Annotated in this window: 14 protein-coding genes; 8 read left to right on the forward strand and 6 right to left on the reverse strand. The window is 50.2% G+C overall.

Annotated elements, in window-relative coordinates:
* The first annotated feature begins 243 nt into the window (after positions 1-243).
* The 3 genes from IQ256_RS05675 to IQ256_RS05685 all read left to right on the forward strand — a co-directional run bounded on the left by IQ256_RS05675 (position 244) and on the right by IQ256_RS05685 (position 5,392).
* Positions 244-1,656: a uracil-xanthine permease family protein gene (locus tag IQ256_RS05675; protein ID WP_193854583.1), complete on the forward strand. Its 1,413-nt coding sequence runs from the start codon at positions 244-246 to the stop codon at positions 1,654-1,656.
* A gap of 187 nt (positions 1,657-1,843) precedes the next feature.
* Positions 1,844-4,048 carry a phosphoketolase gene (locus IQ256_RS05680; protein WP_193854584.1) on the forward strand — a complete coding sequence of 735 codons (2,205 nt, stop codon included), beginning with the start codon at positions 1,844-1,846 and terminating at the stop codon, positions 4,046-4,048.
* 3 nt (positions 4,049-4,051) lie between these two features.
* Positions 4,052-5,392, forward strand: a complete 1,341-nt coding sequence (locus tag IQ256_RS05685; protein ID WP_193854585.1) for a four-carbon acid sugar kinase family protein — start codon at positions 4,052-4,054, stop codon at positions 5,390-5,392.
* On the opposite strand, the gene IQ256_RS05690 is transcribed toward IQ256_RS05685, so the two are convergent.
* Positions 5,384-7,114: a sensor histidine kinase gene (locus IQ256_RS05690; RefSeq protein WP_193854586.1), complete on the reverse strand. Its 1,731-nt coding sequence runs from the start codon at positions 7,112-7,114 to the stop codon at positions 5,384-5,386. The genes IQ256_RS05685 and IQ256_RS05690 overlap by 9 nt on opposite strands.
* A gap of 194 nt (positions 7,115-7,308) precedes the next feature.
* Between IQ256_RS05690 and IQ256_RS05695 the strand changes: the two genes are divergently transcribed.
* The 5 genes from IQ256_RS05695 (at position 7,309) to IQ256_RS05715 (ending at position 13,358) form a co-directional block, all read left to right on the forward strand.
* Positions 7,309-9,927 (forward strand): cyclic nucleotide-binding domain-containing protein, encoded by a 2,619-nt coding sequence (locus IQ256_RS05695; RefSeq protein WP_193854587.1) that lies wholly within the window; start codon positions 7,309-7,311, stop codon positions 9,925-9,927.
* 204 nt (positions 9,928-10,131) lie between these two features.
* Positions 10,132-10,362 carry a hypothetical protein gene (locus IQ256_RS05700; protein ID WP_193854588.1) on the forward strand — a complete coding sequence of 77 codons (231 nt, stop codon included), beginning with the start codon at positions 10,132-10,134 and terminating at the stop codon, positions 10,360-10,362.
* Positions 10,359-10,787 carry a PIN domain-containing protein gene (locus tag IQ256_RS05705; protein ID WP_193854589.1) on the forward strand — a complete coding sequence of 143 codons (429 nt, stop codon included), beginning with the start codon at positions 10,359-10,361 and terminating at the stop codon, positions 10,785-10,787. Before IQ256_RS05700 ends, IQ256_RS05705 begins: the two co-directional genes overlap by 4 nt.
* 161 nt (positions 10,788-10,948) lie before the next feature.
* A complete protein-coding gene (locus tag IQ256_RS05710) occupies positions 10,949-11,632 on the forward strand; it encodes a cysteine hydrolase family protein (protein ID WP_193854590.1) in 684 nt (227 codons plus the stop codon).
* Between the two features lie 7 nt (positions 11,633-11,639).
* Positions 11,640-13,358, forward strand: coding sequence for an ABC transporter ATP-binding protein (locus tag IQ256_RS05715; RefSeq protein ID WP_193854591.1), 1,719 nt, complete (start codon positions 11,640-11,642; stop codon positions 13,356-13,358).
* A 200-nt stretch (positions 13,359-13,558) separates the two neighbouring features.
* Here the strand turns inward: IQ256_RS05715 and IQ256_RS05720 are convergent, their stop codons facing one another.
* From IQ256_RS05720 to IQ256_RS05740, 5 genes are all read right to left on the reverse strand, one after another.
* Positions 13,559-14,317 (reverse strand): CAP domain-containing protein, encoded by a 759-nt coding sequence (locus IQ256_RS05720; protein WP_193854592.1) that lies wholly within the window; start codon positions 14,315-14,317, stop codon positions 13,559-13,561.
* A 227-nt stretch (positions 14,318-14,544) separates the two neighbouring features.
* Positions 14,545-14,928, reverse strand: a complete 384-nt coding sequence (locus tag IQ256_RS05725) for a glutamyl-tRNA amidotransferase (RefSeq protein WP_193854593.1) — start codon at positions 14,926-14,928, stop codon at positions 14,545-14,547.
* 66 nt (positions 14,929-14,994) lie between these two features.
* Positions 14,995-15,936: an ABC transporter permease gene (locus IQ256_RS05730; protein ID WP_193854594.1), complete on the reverse strand. Its 942-nt coding sequence runs from the start codon at positions 15,934-15,936 to the stop codon at positions 14,995-14,997.
* 93 nt (positions 15,937-16,029) lie between these two features.
* Positions 16,030-17,193: an ABC transporter permease gene (locus IQ256_RS05735; protein WP_228024608.1), complete on the reverse strand. Its 1,164-nt coding sequence runs from the start codon at positions 17,191-17,193 to the stop codon at positions 16,030-16,032.
* On the reverse strand, positions 17,193-18,374 hold the full coding sequence (locus tag IQ256_RS05740; protein ID WP_193854595.1) for a BMP family ABC transporter substrate-binding protein: 1,182 nt from the start codon (positions 18,372-18,374) through the stop codon (positions 17,193-17,195). Before IQ256_RS05740 ends, IQ256_RS05735 begins: the two co-directional genes overlap by 1 nt.
* Between the last annotated feature and the right edge of the window lie 221 nt (positions 18,375-18,595).

Genomic DNA, 18,595 nt, shown 5'->3' on the forward strand with positions numbered 1-18,595 from the left:
AAAATTTGATTCGTTTTAGATTTTCAAAAACTAATAAATGCAACTGCATGCTTAAAACTCACAACCCACACTATATTGGGAGCTAAGCTATCAGCAAGGAAACCCGAAAAATGTATCGTCTGTCACACTTCGGTTTCGTGGTTTCCTCATAATGGCTCTGTAATCAACGCGCTGCAATTGGCGTGATATGCCAAAGCATACGTGCTAAGCAAAACTAGCTTGGAACACTAGGAGAGGTGTCCGATGAGCCAACCAAACAAATTTGTCGAAACTCCAGATGAAACCGTCGCCGATCTGCCGCCTGTCCCTGCGATCGCAGTTCCAACGGATTTGATCTACGGCTTAGAAGATAGACCGCCAGTTAGGGAGGCAATCTTTGCCGCTATTCAGCATGTTCTAGCGAGCTTTATTGGTATCATCACCCCCTCTCTTATCATTGGCGGCGCACTAGATCTACCGCCAGAAGATAGAGCCTATATCATCAGCATGTCTCTATTTGTCTCAGGCATTGCCACCTTCATTCAGGCCAAAAGAATTGGACCAGTTGGGTCTGGTTTATTAAGCATTCAGGGCACCAGCTTTGCCTTTATTGGGCCGATTATTGGCGCAGGGCTAGCGGCGACAGCAGGCGGGGCAACGTCGAGCGAAGCGCTAGGTCTCATCTTCGGACTGTGCTTTGTCGGTGCATTTATTGAAGTGATCTTTAGTCAGTTCCTAGAGATCATCAGCCGAATCATCACGCCGCTAGTCACCGGGACAGTGGTGATGCTGATCGGCTTAACGCTGACCAACGCTGGCATACTAGCGATGGGTGGCGGGGCACTAGCTAAAACTAATGAGACGTTTGGCAGCGCTCAAAATATTTTTCTTTCTTTGTTTGTGCTGGCTATTATCTTAATTCTCAACAGCAGCGGCAACACTTTTTTGAGAATGGCTTCTATTGCTATTGGGTTGATTGTTGGCTACATCCTCGGCATCTTTTTAGGCATTGTTGATCTTAGCAGTCTTGGCTCTTTGTCTTTGTTCGCCCTGCCTCAACCTTTTCGCTATGGCTTTGGGTTCAACTTTGCCGCCTTTATCCCATTCGCTTTTCTCTATCTGATTACTACAATTGAATCGATTGGTGATCTGACGGCCACCTCTGTGGTAACAGGTCAGCCGATCAAAGGAAAGATCTATTTCAATCGAATTCGGGGCGGTGTGCTAGGCGACGGGATTAATTCTGCGATCGCAGGCATGTTCAACTGCTTTCCCAACACCACCTTTAGTCAAAACAACGGCGTTATTCAGCTCACCGGAATTGGCAGTCGCTACGTTGGCTACTTCATCGCCGCCATCTTCGCCTTGTTAGGACTGTTCCCAATCGTAGGCGGCATATTGCAGGCGATTCCACAGCCTGTACTGGGCGGAGCCACAATTTTAATGTTTGGTAGCGTAGCCGCCGCTGGGATAAAGATCATCTCTACTATCGAGCTAGGTAGAAGAGAGACTTTGATACTAGCAACTTCTCTAGGCTTAGGCTTAGGCGTAACGTTTGATCCAGACTTTTTAGTGGGTCTGCCGCCCTTAGTGCAGAATATCTTCGGGTCTGGTATCTCGACGGGTGGAATCTGCGCGCTAGTGCTGAATATCCTTTTGCCGGGTGAACGGCGATAGCTTTATCCTCATATAGCTTTGCTCTCTGGCTGCTCTAAGGGGGCTGCTTTAAGGCTGCTCTTTCTAACTGCTTTGAACGTTTTCAGTAGACTTCTTTCTATGTAGAAGCTAGGAAAACATAGATTTTTCGCTTTCCGCAGTCTGTATCATGACCAGTATTATGACTGTGTAGGCCAAGGATTCTCTCATGACGGTAGCTGTTTCTATCCCTAACTTCTGCGAAGGCATTCAGCATTTTGGGTCGCCAACTTCTGATTTTGAGCAATACGGAAAGACCCCGGCGATCGCCCAAGGAAAGCAGGCGATCGCATCCCCCACAGACCCTGCCGCCGTCTACCAAACCCGCCTGGCCGCCGATGCCCTACGCTACCTGACGCTGCACATCACCGCGAGCAAACAATCTGGTCACCCCGGCGGCTTTGCCAGCATTGCCGATGTGATTGCTTCGCTAATCATGCTGGGCTACAAAAATTTGATTACTGAAGTCGGCCATCATGCGCCTGGCTTCTACAGCACCGTTTTTCTAGATACCTCTCTAGAACAAATGGATATCAAAACTGTCAAACAGCTCGGCGATCGCTTCAGAGAAACCCACGGTCTACTCGGTCACCTCTCTGGTCAAATTCCCGGCTTGCTCAGCCCAGCGGGTCCGCTAGGTCAAGGACAGCACTTCGCTATGGCCGCCGCCAAACTTCACCCTGACCAGCTCTTCCCGGTGACGATCGGAGACGGGGGGCTCGGTGAACCCTACATCATGAGTAGCTTTGGCCACTTCAACACGATCTACCCTGATGTCACCAACTATCTCCCTATTCTCGTTTGGAATGGCTTTTCTCAAGAGCATCACAGCATCGTTTCGACCTACACAAACGAGCAGATGACCAGCTACTGGAGTGGTAACGGCTTTGCCAAAGTCATCTTGATCGATGCCAAAGAATACGACGATGCCAATCAGGAGGGGGCTTATGTAGACAGTACTGCCTTTTCTGACAAGCAGCGAACCACTTTCACTCAGGCAATTTTAGAAGCCACAGACGCCGCTGCGAAATCGGCATTGGGCGGCACTCAGACGGTTTTGATTGTCAAGCAGTTGAAGGGGGCAGGCGTTCATAAAAGAGGTTCCCAATCCCACAATCTCTACGCTGGCGACAGCTTAGACAAGGACTACATCATCAGTGCGCTAAAAGCTAGAGCGCTGCCACCTGAAGGCTGGGCGCTGGTTCGAGAAAACTTTGCTCGCTCTCACGGTGGGCCGGGCGCTAAAACCGCTGTGACTGAATCCGAGCTGCCGCTGTCTGAGCTAGGCGCTTTGCCGCTCAATGAGTTCGAGCTGGGTGAAGACAACAAACAGGTGGCGACGACCGCAATGGGGGTATTGGTGGCCCATGTAGGTCAGCAAGATCCGAACTTTATTGTCGCCAATGCTGACGGCAATGCGGCCTCTGGCATCAACAACATCAACCAGGCGCTGAAGATCATTCACCCCACCAAAGACGATACTTATTTTCAAGGGCCAAAAGGTCAGGTCTATGAGCCGCTTAGTGAGGATGCCTGTGCTGGGCTTGCAGCGGCGCAGGCGCTGATGGGCGCACGCAGTCTGTGGTGCTCTTATGAATCTTTTGCCATCAACGGCCTGCCGATTTGGCAGACAACTACTCAGGCCATGGCCGAGCTGCGTAGGCCCACACCGTCTACAGTCTGTTTATTCACGGCAGGGGCGCTAGAGCAGGGACGCAATGGCTGGACTCATCAGCGCCCAGAGATCGAGAACTACTTTGCCGCAATGATGAAAAACGGCAATATTTTTCCACTGTTTCCTACCGACGCTAACAGCATCCAAGCTTGCTATGAGTGGGCGATCGCGACTAAAAACAAGGGCGTGGTCATCACCGCTAGCAAGTCACCGCTGCCGATTCGCACTACCTTTGAACAAACCCGCATGGCCCTAGAAAAAGGTGCGGTTGAACTGCAAGAAACGCCGGGAGAAAGAACAGTTGTCTTCGGCGTAGTCGGAGATATGATGCTGATTCCGGTATTAGAGGCAGTGACTGCGCTAAACGAGCGCGGCATCGGCAGTAAAGTGATTAGCATCGTTAGCCCCAGGCGGCTGTATCGCCCTAGCGATGTTGCTTGGGAAAGCTGCGCTTACTCAGACGGAGACTTTTTGAGCGACGCGGAATTTAACGAACTGTTCGATGGAGACGCGCTGATTGGCGTTACGGGCGGATCGAGTGCGACGGTAGAACCTTTGATGCTTAGAAGCAGTGCGCCGCGTGATGTGCTTTCTTGGAAGCGAGGTGAAACAGCCGCCAGTGCTCGTCAGCTCTTTACGCTGAACTCGCTGACGGCTGATAGCATTGCTAAGCGGGCGCAAGCGCTGTTGGAGGCATAGGTGATGACGACCCCAGAGACAGCCCAAGACACGCCTAAAATTATTGTTTTAGATGACGACCCGACGGGTTCGCAGACAGTACATAGCTGCCTGCTGCTATTGAAGTGGAATGTCGACACGCTCTGTTTGGGCCTGCAAGATCCTTCGCCGATCTTCTTTGTGCTGACCAACACGCGATCACTTACTCCAGAGGCCGCTGCCGCTGTCACTACCGAAGTTTGCGACAATCTCAAACAGGCCCTAGCTCAGACCGACACCACTAACTTTTTGGTGGTCAGTCGCTCAGACTCTACCTTACGCGGACACTATCCCATCGAGACCAATGTCATCGCCGAGCATCTAGGGCCCTTCGACGCTCATTTTCTCACGCCGACCTTCTTTGAGGCCGGTAGAGTGACTGTCGGCGGCACTCACTATATCGAGTCCGACGGCCAGCGCATTCCTACCCACGATACAGAATTTGCCAAAGATTCTGTGTTTGGCTACAGCACCAGCTATCTACCCGACTACGTAGAAGAAAAAACAAACGGCAAAATATCTGCTGACGAAGTAGAACAGTTCACCCTAGAAGATATCCGTCAGGGCAGTTTAGACAGACTGCTGAAGCTAAAGGGCAATCGCTGCGTAGCTGTTGATGGCGAAAGGCAAAGCGATTTAGATCAGTTCGCCAAAGACCTATTGGCCGCCGCTGCCCAGGGTAAAAAGTTCTTATTTCGCAGCGCCGCTAGTCTGCTGACGTCCTTGGCGAATCTGCCGCCGCAGCCAACTGCCCCCGAAGAAATGTATCAGCTCACCCATGCTTCAGCCGGGGCAGTCATCGTCGGTTCCCACGTCAAAAAAACAACTCGTCAGCTAGAAGCTCTCTTAAATACGACCGATACGGTGGGCGTAGAAGTGGATGTTTCGCAGCTAAAAGATAGTCCAGATACGGCGCACGATCAGCTATTGAACGCTGTCGTCAAAGAGATCGAAAACGCACACAGCAAAGGCAAAACACCCGTTATCTACACTAGTCGAACAGAGCTGACATTTGACAATTCGCAAACTCGACTGGCTTTTGGTGAGGCGATTTCAGCGCTGCTAGTCGAGGTAGTGCAGGCGCTGCCGCAAGACATTGGCTTTCTAATTAGCAAAGGGGGCATCACTTCAAACAACACGCTTAGTAAAGGGCTGGCGTTGACCTCTGCTAGACTGTTAGGCCAGGTAATTCCAGGCGTTTCTGTCGTGACGACGCCTTCAGATCATCCTCAGTTCGTTGATTTGCCAGTGGTTGTTTTCCCTGGAAATGTTGGCGACGATACGGCCTTGGCCACTGCTTACAAGCGACTGGTAAATCTAGGATAGCGGCAGCTTGATAATAAACTGAGTACCCGCCTCCGGCGTAGACACACACAGTAGGCGACCTTTGTTCTGCTGCGTCACAATAGTGTGACTAGTCGAAAGCCCCAGACCGATGCCCTTACCCACAGGTTTGGTTGTGAAAAAGGGATCGAATATTTTTTCTTGAATATTCTCAGGAATGATAGGGCCGTTATTGGTAATCGTAATCACAGCTTCTTGTGTACTTGAGAGCTCAGTCGAGATTGTGATTTGAGGCGTCCATTCAGCCGCTAGCTCAGTTTGGTTATCTGTTTTTTCTATTGCTTTTTCTATTGTTCCTTCTGCTATTGTTCCTTCTGCCGGTCGAACTTTATTTTGGTTGATGTGATACTCATCTAAGGCGTCAATAGCATTTATTAGAATATTCATGAAGACCTGATTCATCGCCCCCACTGAGCAGGTTACCAAAGGCAGCGGGGAAAAGTTTTTAACGACCTCTACTGGCGGTCTAACCGAGCGATCTTTCAGGCACTGTTCTTTCAAGCGATGCTGCAAGATCATCAAAGTGCTTTCTATTCCCGCTTGAAGATCGGCTGGCTTACGCTCTGACTCATCCAACCTAGAGAACGTTCTGAGTGCAGCTACAATTTGTTTGATTCGCTGACTACCCATTTGAATTGATTGGAGCAGACGAGGAAAATCTTCGGCTAGGAATGCTAAGTCTAGATCCTCTGTCATCTCCTGAACAGTCTCAGAAGGGGCTGTATGTTCGATTTGATACTGCTTTAATAATGCTAGAAGCTCGTCGACATATTGCGCCGCTGGGTAGATATTCCCGGAGATGAAGCTGACTGGATTGTTGATTTCATGGGCAATGCCTGCTACGAGCTGACCAAGGCTAGACATCTTCTCGCTCTGAATTAGCCGCGACTGGGTTTGCTTTAGATTAGCTAAGGCTTGTTCTAATTCATCTGTCTGTAGCCGATAGCGTCCCTCAGAGGCAAGTACTTCTCGATACTGGTGGTCGAGCAGACGGTCTGCCCTACGAACAAACAAAAATAAAACAGCGTAGAGTCCCGATAGAATCAACACGCTACCTAACACGATTACCCGCTGAGTTTGATAGATATGCTGCTGTAGTGGGGTAACATCGCGATACACTTCGAATACGCCGATGATGTTGTCATCTTTCTCCGCTCGAATTGGAAGGTAGCTGGAGAGCAGATACCTATCTGTGATTTCTTGATTGATTGCCTGAAAGCTATCACGATGGCCTATCTGACTGACCACTTGACCAGATTTTGCAGCTACAAACCCAGGAGATTCACTGCTATCTTGACCTATTTGAGAAGCATCTGTTGAAGAGATGACTCGCCCATTGAGATCAAAGATTTTAATCTTCTGGATGGTCGAATTGTCAACGGCATCTACTACCTTTTGGTTAATTGTGCGAACGGTTTGGTCGGATAGAAGAGTCTCATTATCTAGCAGGCGTATGGTGTACAGGTATTTTCTGTATGTCGGTAAAAGCGCATCAGATAAAACGTGAGTAATAGCTACGTTCCCTTCCTCTGTTGAACGGAGCAGATCTTGCTGCGCCTGCCGCCGATAAAATGCAGCTAATAGAAGAACCGCGATCGCAAATCCGCTAATGCTAACAATTGAGAAATTACGGAGTAGATTGAAGCGCTTATCTGAGGTTGGCTGATTCCGTAGAGAAAAAGCTGAGAGGAAGGTATTTTTCATAGGAGTTAGGCGTTGGGCAGTAGAGCCTTGGGACTCCAATGTCATCTTTTTTAAGAAAAATAGCGATTTAGATGACACAGCCTATACTTCCCGCCCGCGCTATGTATCTCTATCTTTGTTAACGATGCCTGATACAGGCATCTATTCTGCGCTAAGTTCAGATGAGGAAGTTTGTCGCAGGGGTTCTGACGCTTATGGATGTTTCTTCGCACCCTACCTCACCGGATGATGCAGCGGAGTCGCTAGGTCTAGGTCTCTCATCAGAAGAGATTGACTGGCTACGAACGGAGACTATCTTTCGTGATTTGCCGCTGGCTTTGGTAGAGGCGATCGCGCCCTGCCTTCACAAAGTTCCGTTTGCTGCCAATCGTCGTCTAATTCTAGAAGATACTGAACCTGACGCCCTCTATATCCTCAGATCCGGCCAGCTCGAAAGCTATCGTACCCGCCGCTCCAGTCAAGCTGTAACCGCAGAGCTGCATCCTGGCGAGGTATTGCACTTACAGGCTCTTTTATTAGAAAAAGCTGCCACTAAAACAGTTGTTTCGCAGACAGAGTGTCTCTTATGGAAATTAGAGAAATCTCGCTTTGTGCAGCTAGCTCAAGAATATCCTGAACTCAATGAGGAACTGTCTAAACTTCTCGCTACCTGTCTAGAAGATGTTTCAGAGCAGTTAGCCTACGAGCAAGAACGTCAGCAGGCGCTTAGACCTTATTTACTCACTAGAGTCGAGCGCGGTGTAGTAGGCCGTAGTCGCTACGCCAGTCGGCTTAGGCAGAATGTCAGAGATGCGACCAGTCTAGAGGCTGTTCCTATCGCTACGGATATAGAAGAAAAGAGCAGCGAGCGACGACCTCCCGTGCTGATTTTTGGCGAGCCAGGACTGAACAAAGACAATCTAGCTGCCCTCATTCACTTTGGATCGGCCAATAAAAAACAGCCGATGGTTCAAGTCGACTGTGAGAGTCTGCGATCGCAAGATCTCTTTGGTCGAGGCGATAGCCAGCCCGGTTTGCTCGAATGGCTAGGCGCTGGCACACTTTTGCTCAACAACATTCAAGATCTAGACGAACAGCTAAAAGAGCCGATTCTGTCTCTGCTGGCAGAAGGGTCATACCAGCCCGTCGCTAGAGAGGGCGAAGCACCCACCGAGCTACGGCATAGTGCCGCTTGGATTCTAGTGGTGGCCGAGAAAGCCTTACCCGAAGTAGCGAAGCGTTGCGCCATGCAAATAAAGGTGCCGCCACTGCGTCTTCGCAAAGCTGATATCGAAGCGCTAGTCACCTACTTTGCCCAGCTGCTGTGCCGCCAGCGCAAACGGCGTAAAGTTAAGCTTGATTCAGCCGCCCTTAGACGCCTGCAAAGCTATGACTTTCCCGGCAATCTGACCGAGCTAGAAAGCATGGTAGAGCGCGCAGTCAATCAGTCAGAAGGCCATATTCTTACCGAAGAAGTCTTCTGGGCCGAAGAAAATGAAAAGCGTCGCTTTCGGTTCGATCTTTTACAGGGCTATCCGACGCTACGGAAGTTTCTGCTAAGTCCCTGGTGGCCCGATCGGATCAACTATGGTTTTACGCTATGGTTTTATCCTATTGTTGTTGCTGTCTTGATGTGGGGGCCGCAAACTCGCGATACTAATTTCGCACTGAATTTCTTTTGGGCGTGGTGGTGGCCGCTGGTCTTGATTAGCTTTCCGTTTGTCGGTCGGCTGTGGTGCGCGGTTTGCCCCTTCATGATCTACGGAGAGGTGGCTCAAAAGCTCTCTTTGATAGTCTGGCCACGTCAGCTTCAGGGCTGGCCTAGGACTTGGGCTGAGCGCTGGGGTGGGTGGATTCTCTATGCAGGGTTCGCGCTGATTTTACTGTGGGAAGAGCTTTGGAACCTAGAGAATACGGCCTATCTTTCAGGCTGGCTATTGCTGATTATCACCGCTGGCGCGGTTGTTTGTTCTGTTCTATTCGAGCGGCGTTTTTGGTGCCGCTATCTCTGCCCGATAGGGGGCATGAATGGCCTATTTGCCAAGCTTTCAATAGTCGAGCTTCGCGCCCAGCAGGGAATATGCTCAGCGACTTGCAATACTTATCACTGCTACAAGGGTGGTCCGGCTGAGGGCGAAGGGCAAGAAACAGGAGGCTGCCCAATCTATTCTCATCCGGCCCAGCTCAGCGATAATCGCAACTGCGTTTTGTGCATGACCTGTCTAAAGGCTTGTCCACACAAGTCAGTGGCGCTAAATCTTAGGCCGCCGGGGATGGAGCTATGGACGACCCACCAGCCGACTAGCTATGAGGTGGCGCTGCTGCTGCTTCTGCTAGGCGCTGTCTATTTGCATCGGCTGCCGCAGCTAACGACGATGGTATTTGGAGATACCGCGCTGCTAGAAAGCTTTTGGGGACATGCGATCGCCTCTATCGCTGCTCTATTTTTACCGGGGGCGATCGCGCTGCTAGTCGATAGAATTCGCGTTCAGTTTCAGGGGACTGGAGCCACTCGCGACTTTCTCACACTAGCCTATGGCTATCTGCCGCTCGTTCTTTTGGCAAGTCTGTCCCACTATCTACTGCTCGGTTTGTCAGAAGGAGGACAGATTATTCCAGTCTTTTGGGCAACCATCGGTCAGCCTGCTGTGGGCCTCGAACTAGCCGCTCATCCTGCCGTCATCGCATTTTTGCAAGGCACTTCTCTGCTCTTCGGTGCTGGTCTCAGCATCATCTTGACCCAAAAGATAGGCCGTCAGTCCTGGCTGAAACTCATGCCGCAGCACAGCATTACCTTGGGCTTCACCATCTTGTTTTGGCAGCTCATTGTGTAAGTTAAGAGTTGAAAGTGGGGAACGAGCCAGCCTGAGATAACCGACCGAGCTACGTTTCTTCAACAAAGGTTCTCAGTACTGAGTGAGAACCATAACACTACATAGAAGTGGATGAATTAGCAGTTAATTGATCGTTTCTCTGGTGATTATGAATAAGATTGTTCATACTGGAGGTAGAGATCCCCTCGACTGTAGGAGCAATCTATGTTGCCGCAAGATCTAAAAGCAAAAGTCTTAGAGTTAACGCCTGGTGATCGCCTTACGCTGATCTCTGCCATCGTTGAATCATTGCAAGATACGGCTACTGTTCAGCCTGAGCGCTCCGGTGCAATTCAACGGATGAGAGGATTATTAAAAACAGAGCAGCCTGCGCCTACTGATGAAGAAGTAGCCGCGATGTTGGAAGAGAGACGCATGGAGAAGTATCTTCAGTGAGAGTTTTGATTGATACCAATATCCTTCTAGACTTTCTATTGCAAAGAGAGCCTTTCTTTCAAGACGCAGAGCGACTGTTTCGAGTTATTAAATCCAATCAGATCACTGGTTACGCTACAGCTACAACACTTACAGATATTTTCTACATCGCTCGGAAGCACACAAGCAGTATCGAACAAGCACGGCAAGCAGTTTCAGAGACAATGACAGCAATGGAGATTTGCTCTGTGGATCGTCGGATCTTAGAAACTGCTCTCAGCTCAGGTTCTGCTGATTTCGAGGATGCAGTTCAGATTGCCTGCGCTGTGGTTCAAAGGCTTGATGCTATCTTGACCCGCGATACTCAAGGTTTTTTGAATTCATCTGTGCCGGTATTGTCGGTCGTAAGCTGCTTGCAGCAGTTGGAAGAGTCAGATAGTGAGTAGTCTAGCTGATGCGTGACGTACCGTGCTATATGCCCACGTCTGAGTGTAAACTTTCAACTCGTCCGCTGTGAACAGTCTTAGCAACAGTCAGAATGCTATTCATGTTGTGATATCCTGCGCTGGATTAGCTCTACTGAACGATTACTTTAGGCTGCTTGACTATGGGATGCTATGTCAATTCAGACCCCTATCCTTATCCTTTTAATGGCGATTTGCGACCTGAGAATACGGCGCTGATGATTATTGATATGCAAACCGACTTCTGCGGAAAGGATGGCTATGTCGATAAGATGGGCTACGACCTATCGCTGACTCGCGCCCCAATTAAGCCTTTGCAGCAGCTGCTAGGTGTGATGAGGCCGCTAGGTTATACGATTATGCATACCCGAGAAGGACATCGACCAGATCTATCTGACCTGCCCGAAAACAAGCAGTGGCGATCGCAACAAATTGGCGCTGGCATCGGCGACCCTGGCCCGTGTGGACGCATCCTAGTCAGAGGTGAAGCTGGCTGGGAAATTATCCCGGAGCTAGCGCCGCTATCCGAAGAAACTATTATCGACAAGCCGGGTAAAGGGGCTTTCTTCGCGACCGACTTAGATCTGTTGCTGCGTCGTAAGAAGATTCAAAATCTCATCCTCACAGGAATTACAACAGATGTGTGCGTTCATACAACCATGCGCGAGGCCAACGATCGCGGCTATGAGTGCCTAGTGTTATCCGACTGTACAGGTGCAACAGACTATGGCAACTATCTCGCTGCGCTTAAGATGATAAAAATGCAGGGCGGCGTCTTTGGCGCTGTTGCCCAATCTAGCGATTTGATTCAGGCGCTGAAGGACTAGTAAGCAAATGGCATTTACAGAGGTAAGCTCAGACAAAACGTTAGAATCCACGACAGAACTGGTGCCAGAACTAGTGCCAGAGAAACCACAGGCGTTGAAAGTAGTGGATATGACAAAACGCTTCGGTCGCTTTGTCGCTCTCGATCGCGTGTCCATGTCGTTAGCGCCTGGTACGATCCACGCCCTCTTGGGGGAAAACGGTGCAGGCAAAAGCACCCTGGTAAAGTGCGTGATGGGCTTCTATCAGCCGACAGCGGGCGAGGTGTACATCGGCGATCAAGCTCAATCGATCAAAAGTCCAAAAGACGCTCATGCCAACGGGATTGGGATGGTTTATCAGCACTTTACCTCTGTGCCTTCGATGAGCGTTGCCGAAAACTTAGTGCTTTCTCGCTACGATACGCCACTGGTCATAGATTGGAAGCAAGAGCTTTTAGCGCTGGAAACCTTTGTAGAGAATTCTCCTTTCCAAATAGATCTAAAAACGCCAGTTGCTCAACTAGCGGCGGGACAAAAGCAAAAGCTAGAGATTCTAAAACAGCTTTATCTGAAGCATCGGATTCTGATCTTAGACGAGCCTACTTCGGTGCTGACACCAGCAGAAGCAGATGAAGTGCTAGGTCTGTTGCGTCAAGAAGTGATCAAAGGCAAGCTTAGCATTTTGTTGATTACCCATAAATTCAAGGAAGTGCTGTCGTTCGCCGACGAGGTGACTATCTTGCGTAAAGGTGAGCGGGTTGGCCAAGGTCAGGTCAGCGAGCTTTCTGTCTCAGATATGTCAAGGATGATGCTAGGCGAAGCTAGGGTCACTCAATCTAAAGTCGCTCAAACTGTTGAGCAAAAAGCCGCTGTACAAGAAACATCAAACAGTACTCAAGATTCTACTAATTTTAAATCTTCTACTCACGCGCGCGGGGCTAGCAGTGTTCAGGATTCAAGTATTCAGAATACTAGTGGTTTCAAATCTACCCCCGTCGGTATGCCTACCCTATCGCTCAAAGGTATCAAGGCTCACCGAGATAATGGGTTAGTCGCGGTTGATGGCATCAACCTGACGGTCAATAGTGGCGAGATTGTGGGGATTGCAGGTGTCTCTGGTAACGGTCAAAAGGAGCTAGTGGAGGTGCTCTCCGGGCAGCGATCGCGAGTCAAAGGCACTATTACTGTCAATGGAGAGCCTTACGGAGCGACTCGGGCTGAAATGTTTCGCCATCAGGTTTATGCCCTGCCCGAAGAGCCTTTGAAGAATGCCTGTGCGCCTGGAATGAGCGTAGCCGAAAATATGTCGCTTAGAACCTTTGATCAGCCGCCTCAAGCGCGATGGCAGTGGTGGCTAGTGCTTAAAGAAATTCGCAAAATGGCTCAAGGGTTAGTTCAAACCTTTTCGGTCAAAACGCCTTCTGTCGAAACGCCGATCAACAACCTCTCTGGTGGCAATGTACAGCGAACGGTGCTAGCTAGAGAGCTTTCTTCAGCGTCGGTTAAGCTACTAATTGCTGCAAATCCTTGTTTTGGATTGGACTTTTCAGCAGTGGAGTTTATCCATGATGAGATTGTAGCGGCTCGTGATCGTGGCGTAGCGGTGCTACTGGTAAGTGAAGATTTGGATGAACTGTTGGAACTGTGCGATCGCATTCTAGTAATCAGCGATGGCAAGCTAGTTTATGAAAGTGCGATCGCCGATGCTGACATCACAGTGATTGGGCAAAGAATGGCCGGACACTAGCGCAGAAAATCAAAAAAAGAGCGCAGTACTTAGAAGGCTGCGCTCTCGTCAGGGGGAATGATTGTCTCTTTAAGTGATATCTTCCTAGGCAAGATAGCTGAGTTCAGCGCTTTACCGATTACTCTGCCAAAAGCAGTGCAAATCGCTAGAGCGCATGATTAAACACTACTAACAAGCGCTTATCAAACGCTTATCAAGCGCTACTGAGCTACGTAGTTAATCACGCAGACCGTACGGAAGGTGGCATGGGGGCCGCAGCCCGCGCCCGCGACTGTCCAATCGTCTGCGAAGATATTGGTTCGATGTCCTCGGCCCGGAACGCCATCATCAACGATCAAACTCATGATGACGTCGCGAGCTGTAGTAGGACCGTAGGCAATGTTTTCTCCAGCACCTGAGCTTTGGATGCCAAAGCTGTTAAGCCTGTCAAAGAAACTGCTGCCATCTGAGCCGTTGTGCCCTGTCGCACCGTGAACCTGGTCTGTAGCATGGGCTTTAGCAACGCTGGCGACTTGACTGGACTTACTGACAGGTCCAGCGGGGGATTGCGATCGCAGAAAATCAATCGCTTCTTCGACCGCAGGCCGCCCTTCATGCGTCAGCAGCGTACAATTGTGACCGCACCCACCAGGAATATTACCCTGTGCGTCCATACTGGCAAGATAGTCTTCCAAGATAGGAATATAGCTCTGTGGATTTTGCCGAACGCGGCTGTGCTCTGCGACTATGCTTTCCTCGATACTCAACCAGTCTGGTCCAGCCGCCATATAGATATCACCTGGGGTACTATCACCTTGAATGACGCGCTGAACATCGCTTTGAGAAATCTCTGCGATCTCCCCAGTATGGCTGCGGGCATGGCTTTGAGCTTGGTTTCCAGCAGCTACAGCTACAAGCACCGTAGCCATACCAAGCCCCAGCTTGCGTAGGGTTTTCTTGGAGGCGCTGAGTTTAAACATATTGAATCTATCAGTATCTTTTCGAAGCGGATTGCCTCCATTTTTAACGAGATGTATGATTTCGCACTCAGTATTCTCCGTACACTTATAGTCCACGAATCAACGATGATTGCTGTCGTACGAGTGATTCTACGGATCTCAAAGATTGCTCAAACCGTTTGGTTGATTGAGTCAGGTTGAGCAAGTTTGGTTAAGCCAGTTCGGTTGAGTAGGTCTAATTGAGTCAGCTACAAGGTGGCTTGATAGGCCCGCCAGCCGCCGTACTCAGTAATTTCTTTCTTCCCTTCTACCGTCAGCGGTTCTGCGATCACACCTAGAACTTCTTCGCCGTCGGCTAGCATCACTTTTCCAATCGCTAGTCCAGGTGGTTCTTGAGAAAGAACAACCCCTAATCCAGCCAGAGGCACGTTCCAAACTTCCACCGCGATCGCCACTCCGCCCTCACGCACTTTGATCATGGCCGGATAGCTATCGTCTATTGTCCACAGCCTATAGGTTGCTTCTGTTTGAGATTCTCTGTCAAACGTTGCACCCACGTTCAACAGATTTGGGCAGAGCGCCAATCCTCGCATCAGCGTGCCATTGACCGCGAGCTTTAGCGTTTCAGACATTGGTTTTCCCTTACGAATAAACCCACGACATCTATGACCCCAGCTTTTTCTCTTTTCTGTCTGTTGTCAATCCTCATTCTCCATTCCCAAAGCGCCTGGTGAGCCAGCTAGCGTCTTTTTCGGAGAGCAGGTAATGATCATAATTAGCAATGTCAGCACATACGGAGCCACATTAAATAGGTAGTAGTAGCTATCAATTCCGATTGATTGAAAGGCGGGGCCAATCGCCTGCGTGCCGCCAAATAACAACGACGCCCACAGACACTGAATAGGATTCCATCGGGCGAAAATCACTAGAGCAACGGCCATCAGGCCCTGTCCGCTAGAGATGCGCTCGGTCCATACGCCAGGATAATAGAGAGACAAACAAGCCCCACCAATACCCGCTAGAAAGCTGCCTGCCATAATACTGAGCATCCGCACCTTGAAGGGGGAAATACCCATTGCGAGGGCGGCCTGTGGGCTGTCACCCACTGCTCGAATGTAGAGGCCCCAGCGGGTAGAGCGAAAAAGCCAGTGTAGGAAGGGCGCGATCGCAACTCCGATCAAAAACAACGGGCTAATTCTCAGCGTCGACTGCACCTGAGACGAATCGCTCCAGCCGCCTAGATCGAACGTCAATAGCTGTGGTGCCTGGGGCTGAATAAACGGTTTGCCCAAAAAGAACGCCAACCCGCTGCCCAGGATAATCATGGCAATGCCAGTGGCAACATCATTGACTCGCCGCTGCTGTGAAAGCCACCCGTGAATCACGCCTAACAGCATTCCAGAGATGCCAGCGGCGGCGACCCCTAACCACGGTGCCCAAAACTCTCCTACGGTGGGCGCACTGAGATAAGAAACGCCATAGGCAGACATCGCGCCCATCAGCAGCGTGCCTTCTAACCCGAGATTAATTTTCCCGCTCTTTTCTGTGATGCATTCTCCTAGGCTGACAAAGAGAAAAGGAGCACTGCCGCGCAGGGTGCCAGCTAGAATACCAATGAGGAGAGTAAGGAAAGGAGACATTTAGAAGAAGGATGAAGGGACAATCGATGATTTAGAGCTTTGTCTTTCTCATTTGTCTTTAGCGTTCTCGAAGAGTGGATTATGATGAATGTCTTATCTAGTAGTGGATCGTAAGTAGGGGATTTTTCCGTAGAGGGAGTCGCTGAAGAGAACGCAGAGGAAAACGATTCCTTGAAAGACAAGGACAGTGGCATCGGGCAGATTGTGCGATCGCTGTAAAATACCGCCGCTGGCTAAAATGCCGCCCAGCAGTATGGCCACTAGAATAGTAGCCAGTGGGTTTTGCCTAGAGACAAAGGCTACTAGGATGCCAGCATAGCCATAGTTAGAAACTAGAGATTCGTTGATTCGTTTCTGGACGGCGGCGACTTCTATCATGCCGGCGAGTCCAGCGGCTGAGCCGCCTAGAAAGCAGATGGCTAAGGTGAGTTTACCGACCGGAAGCCCAGCAATCTTAGCGGCTCTGATGTTGCTGCCAGTGACTCTGGTGGCAAAGCCAAAGGTGGTCCTTTGGATCAAGATGTAGGCCAGAATGCAGATAATCAGGCCGTAGAGCAAGCCGAAATGAATGCGAGTGCCGGGCAAGGTGCCTAGCCAAAGGGTCGGATCGAGTTCGGCAGAAGAGGGTTTGGTAACAAAGTTGGCGTCTCGCAAAGGACCTTCTACGAGATGCTTTAGAAAGGCGATCGCAATATAGTTCAGCAGCAGCGAGCTGATCGTCTCATTGACGCCGCGATAGTGCCGCAATGCCCCCGCTAACATAATCCACGCGCCGCCAAACACCATCCCTGCGATCGCCATCGTCATCTGCCCCAGCCCAGCAGGCAACGCATCGCCTAAGCCCAGACCGACCAAAACCGCCCCTAGACCGCCCATCACCAGAGCGCCCTCATTGCCGATGATGACTAGACCCAACCGGGCGGGCAGCAGGGTACATAGCGCCGTTAGCATCAGCGGCGACGCTCTAATCAGCGTATTTTGCCACGCACTCCAGCTACCAAAAGCAGCTTTGTAAATAGAGCGATAGACCCCAATTGGGTCAGCGCCTGCTAGCGCACAAAACCCACCGAAAATTAGCAGCGCGACTAAAAGTGCCGCAATGGGTAGAACAATAGCTTCTAGCGATCGCAGCCAAAGAAACCCACTCTCTTTTGGCTCATTATCTTTTGGCCCGTTATCTTTAGGGCCATTATCTCTGGGCTCAGTTGTGCCTAGATCCGAAGCCTGCCTTGAAGCGGGTGGTGGCGAATAACTCATCAGCTGCCCACACTGCCCTTAACACCTTCGATTAGCCAGTCCATTTTCTCTAGCTCTATATTCTGTTGTTCATACTCTTCGTCAGCGGCAAGGATAGCTTCTCCGTCGTTGCTATCTAATTCACCTTTATAGATCACCAGATCACCATTTACTAAAGCTTCCTTGGCCGCCTCCCCATCTGCCTGTGCTTCTGCGGTAACCGCCGGGCCATAGGGCGAAAGCTTACAGAAATTTTCAGCCAGCCCACCTCTCAAAACATGGTCGATATCTCCTGCCATCAGCGTTTTACCTTCTACAAACTGCTGACCTAAAGCGGTGTAGATACTTTCCCAGTCCCACTCAGCCCCGGTCAGATAGCCCGTAGGCGCAAGTGGCGCTTGATTGGCATGGTAGCCCACCGTATACAGCCCTCTTTCTTCAGCTGTTTCCATCACCACCTTAGGGCTATCGACATGGCAGTTGATCACATCAATGCCCTGATCGGCCATACTGTTTGTCGCTTCTGCTTCTTTGATAGGTTCTGCCCAACCGCCTGTGAATATCACCTGCGTGGTCGCCGCTGGGTTAATCGACCGAGCGCCCAGCGTAAAGCTATTGATATTACGTAAGACTTGAGGAATAGGAATGGCTGCTACAAATCCTAGCTGTCCGGTTTCAGACATATGTCCGGCAACAACGCCACTCACATACTGAGCCTCGTCGATATAGCCAAAGTAGCTGCCGACGTTGTTAGGATGAATATCCTCTTGATAGAGTCCGCCAGCGTGGAAGAATTGCACCTCTGGAAATTCTGCGGCCATCTCTAGCATGTACGGATCGAAGTACCCGAACGAGGTCGGAAAGATAACCGTTGCGCCGTCGATTTCGATCATGCTACGCATCGTTTCTAGCACCGCCGAGGTTTCAGGAACATTTTCTTCCTCAATAATCCTAATCCCAGGAACAGCGGCCATTGCCTGTGCGCCTTCTGCATGGGCCTGGTTATAGCCAAAGTCATCCTTGGGGCCGACATAGATAAATCCGACGATGACTTCTTCACTGCCGCCCGCCGCTGAACTGGTATCGTCACCTGCTTCTGAGGACGGGGAACAGCCGCTGAGCTTAGTCGCTGCGCCAAAAGCAGTCGTGGCTAGCAAGCCACGTACAACCTGTCTTCTAGAGAATCGAATAGAACGCGACATAGAGAAAAATCCTTACAGATCTAGGTGTGGGGCAACAGAGGCGATGGTATCGGATTCAACGTTTGCTGTCTATGCCATTCTGCTAGAAGCAACGGCGGCATCGTTTGAGCTATATCCTAGAATTAGAAATATACGCATTTCGTTTTGTATCACAGATATCAAACCGGGGAGTTTACCGACTCTGCCTACTCTTGATTCTTTCTACTTTCGAGGTTTCCTAT

It is taken from the genome of cf. Phormidesmis sp. LEGE 11477, assembly GCF_015207105.1.
GTDB lineage: Bacteria > Cyanobacteriota > Cyanobacteriia > Phormidesmidales > Phormidesmidaceae > Phormidesmis.

Excerpts from the sequence above, each read along its gene's own strand:
- IQ256_RS05675 (WP_193854583.1), top strand. The coding sequence starts at position 244 with ATGAGCCAACCAAACAAATTTGTCGAAACTCCAGATGAAACCGTCGCC.
- IQ256_RS05680 (WP_193854584.1), top strand. The coding sequence starts at position 1,844 with ATGACGGTAGCTGTTTCTATCCCTAACTTCTGCGAAGGCATTCAGCAT.
- IQ256_RS05685 (WP_193854585.1), top strand. The coding sequence starts at position 4,052 with ATGACGACCCCAGAGACAGCCCAAGACACGCCTAAAATTATTGTTTTA.
- IQ256_RS05690 (WP_193854586.1), bottom strand. The coding sequence starts at position 7,114 with ATGAAAAATACCTTCCTCTCAGCTTTTTCTCTACGGAATCAGCCAACC.
- IQ256_RS05695 (WP_193854587.1), top strand. The coding sequence starts at position 7,309 with ATGGATGTTTCTTCGCACCCTACCTCACCGGATGATGCAGCGGAGTCG.
- IQ256_RS05700 (WP_193854588.1), top strand. The coding sequence starts at position 10,132 with ATGTTGCCGCAAGATCTAAAAGCAAAAGTCTTAGAGTTAACGCCTGGT.
- IQ256_RS05710 (WP_193854590.1), top strand. The coding sequence starts at position 10,949 with ATGGGATGCTATGTCAATTCAGACCCCTATCCTTATCCTTTTAATGGC.
- IQ256_RS05715 (WP_193854591.1), top strand. The coding sequence starts at position 11,640 with ATGGCATTTACAGAGGTAAGCTCAGACAAAACGTTAGAATCCACGACA.
- IQ256_RS05720 (WP_193854592.1), bottom strand. The coding sequence starts at position 14,317 with ATGTTTAAACTCAGCGCCTCCAAGAAAACCCTACGCAAGCTGGGGCTT.
- IQ256_RS05725 (WP_193854593.1), bottom strand. The coding sequence starts at position 14,928 with ATGTCTGAAACGCTAAAGCTCGCGGTCAATGGCACGCTGATGCGAGGA.
- IQ256_RS05730 (WP_193854594.1), bottom strand. The coding sequence starts at position 15,936 with ATGTCTCCTTTCCTTACTCTCCTCATTGGTATTCTAGCTGGCACCCTG.
- IQ256_RS05735 (WP_228024608.1), bottom strand. The coding sequence starts at position 17,193 with ATGAGTTATTCGCCACCACCCGCTTCAAGGCAGGCTTCGGATCTAGGC.
- IQ256_RS05740 (WP_193854595.1), bottom strand. The coding sequence starts at position 18,374 with ATGTCGCGTTCTATTCGATTCTCTAGAAGACAGGTTGTACGTGGCTTG.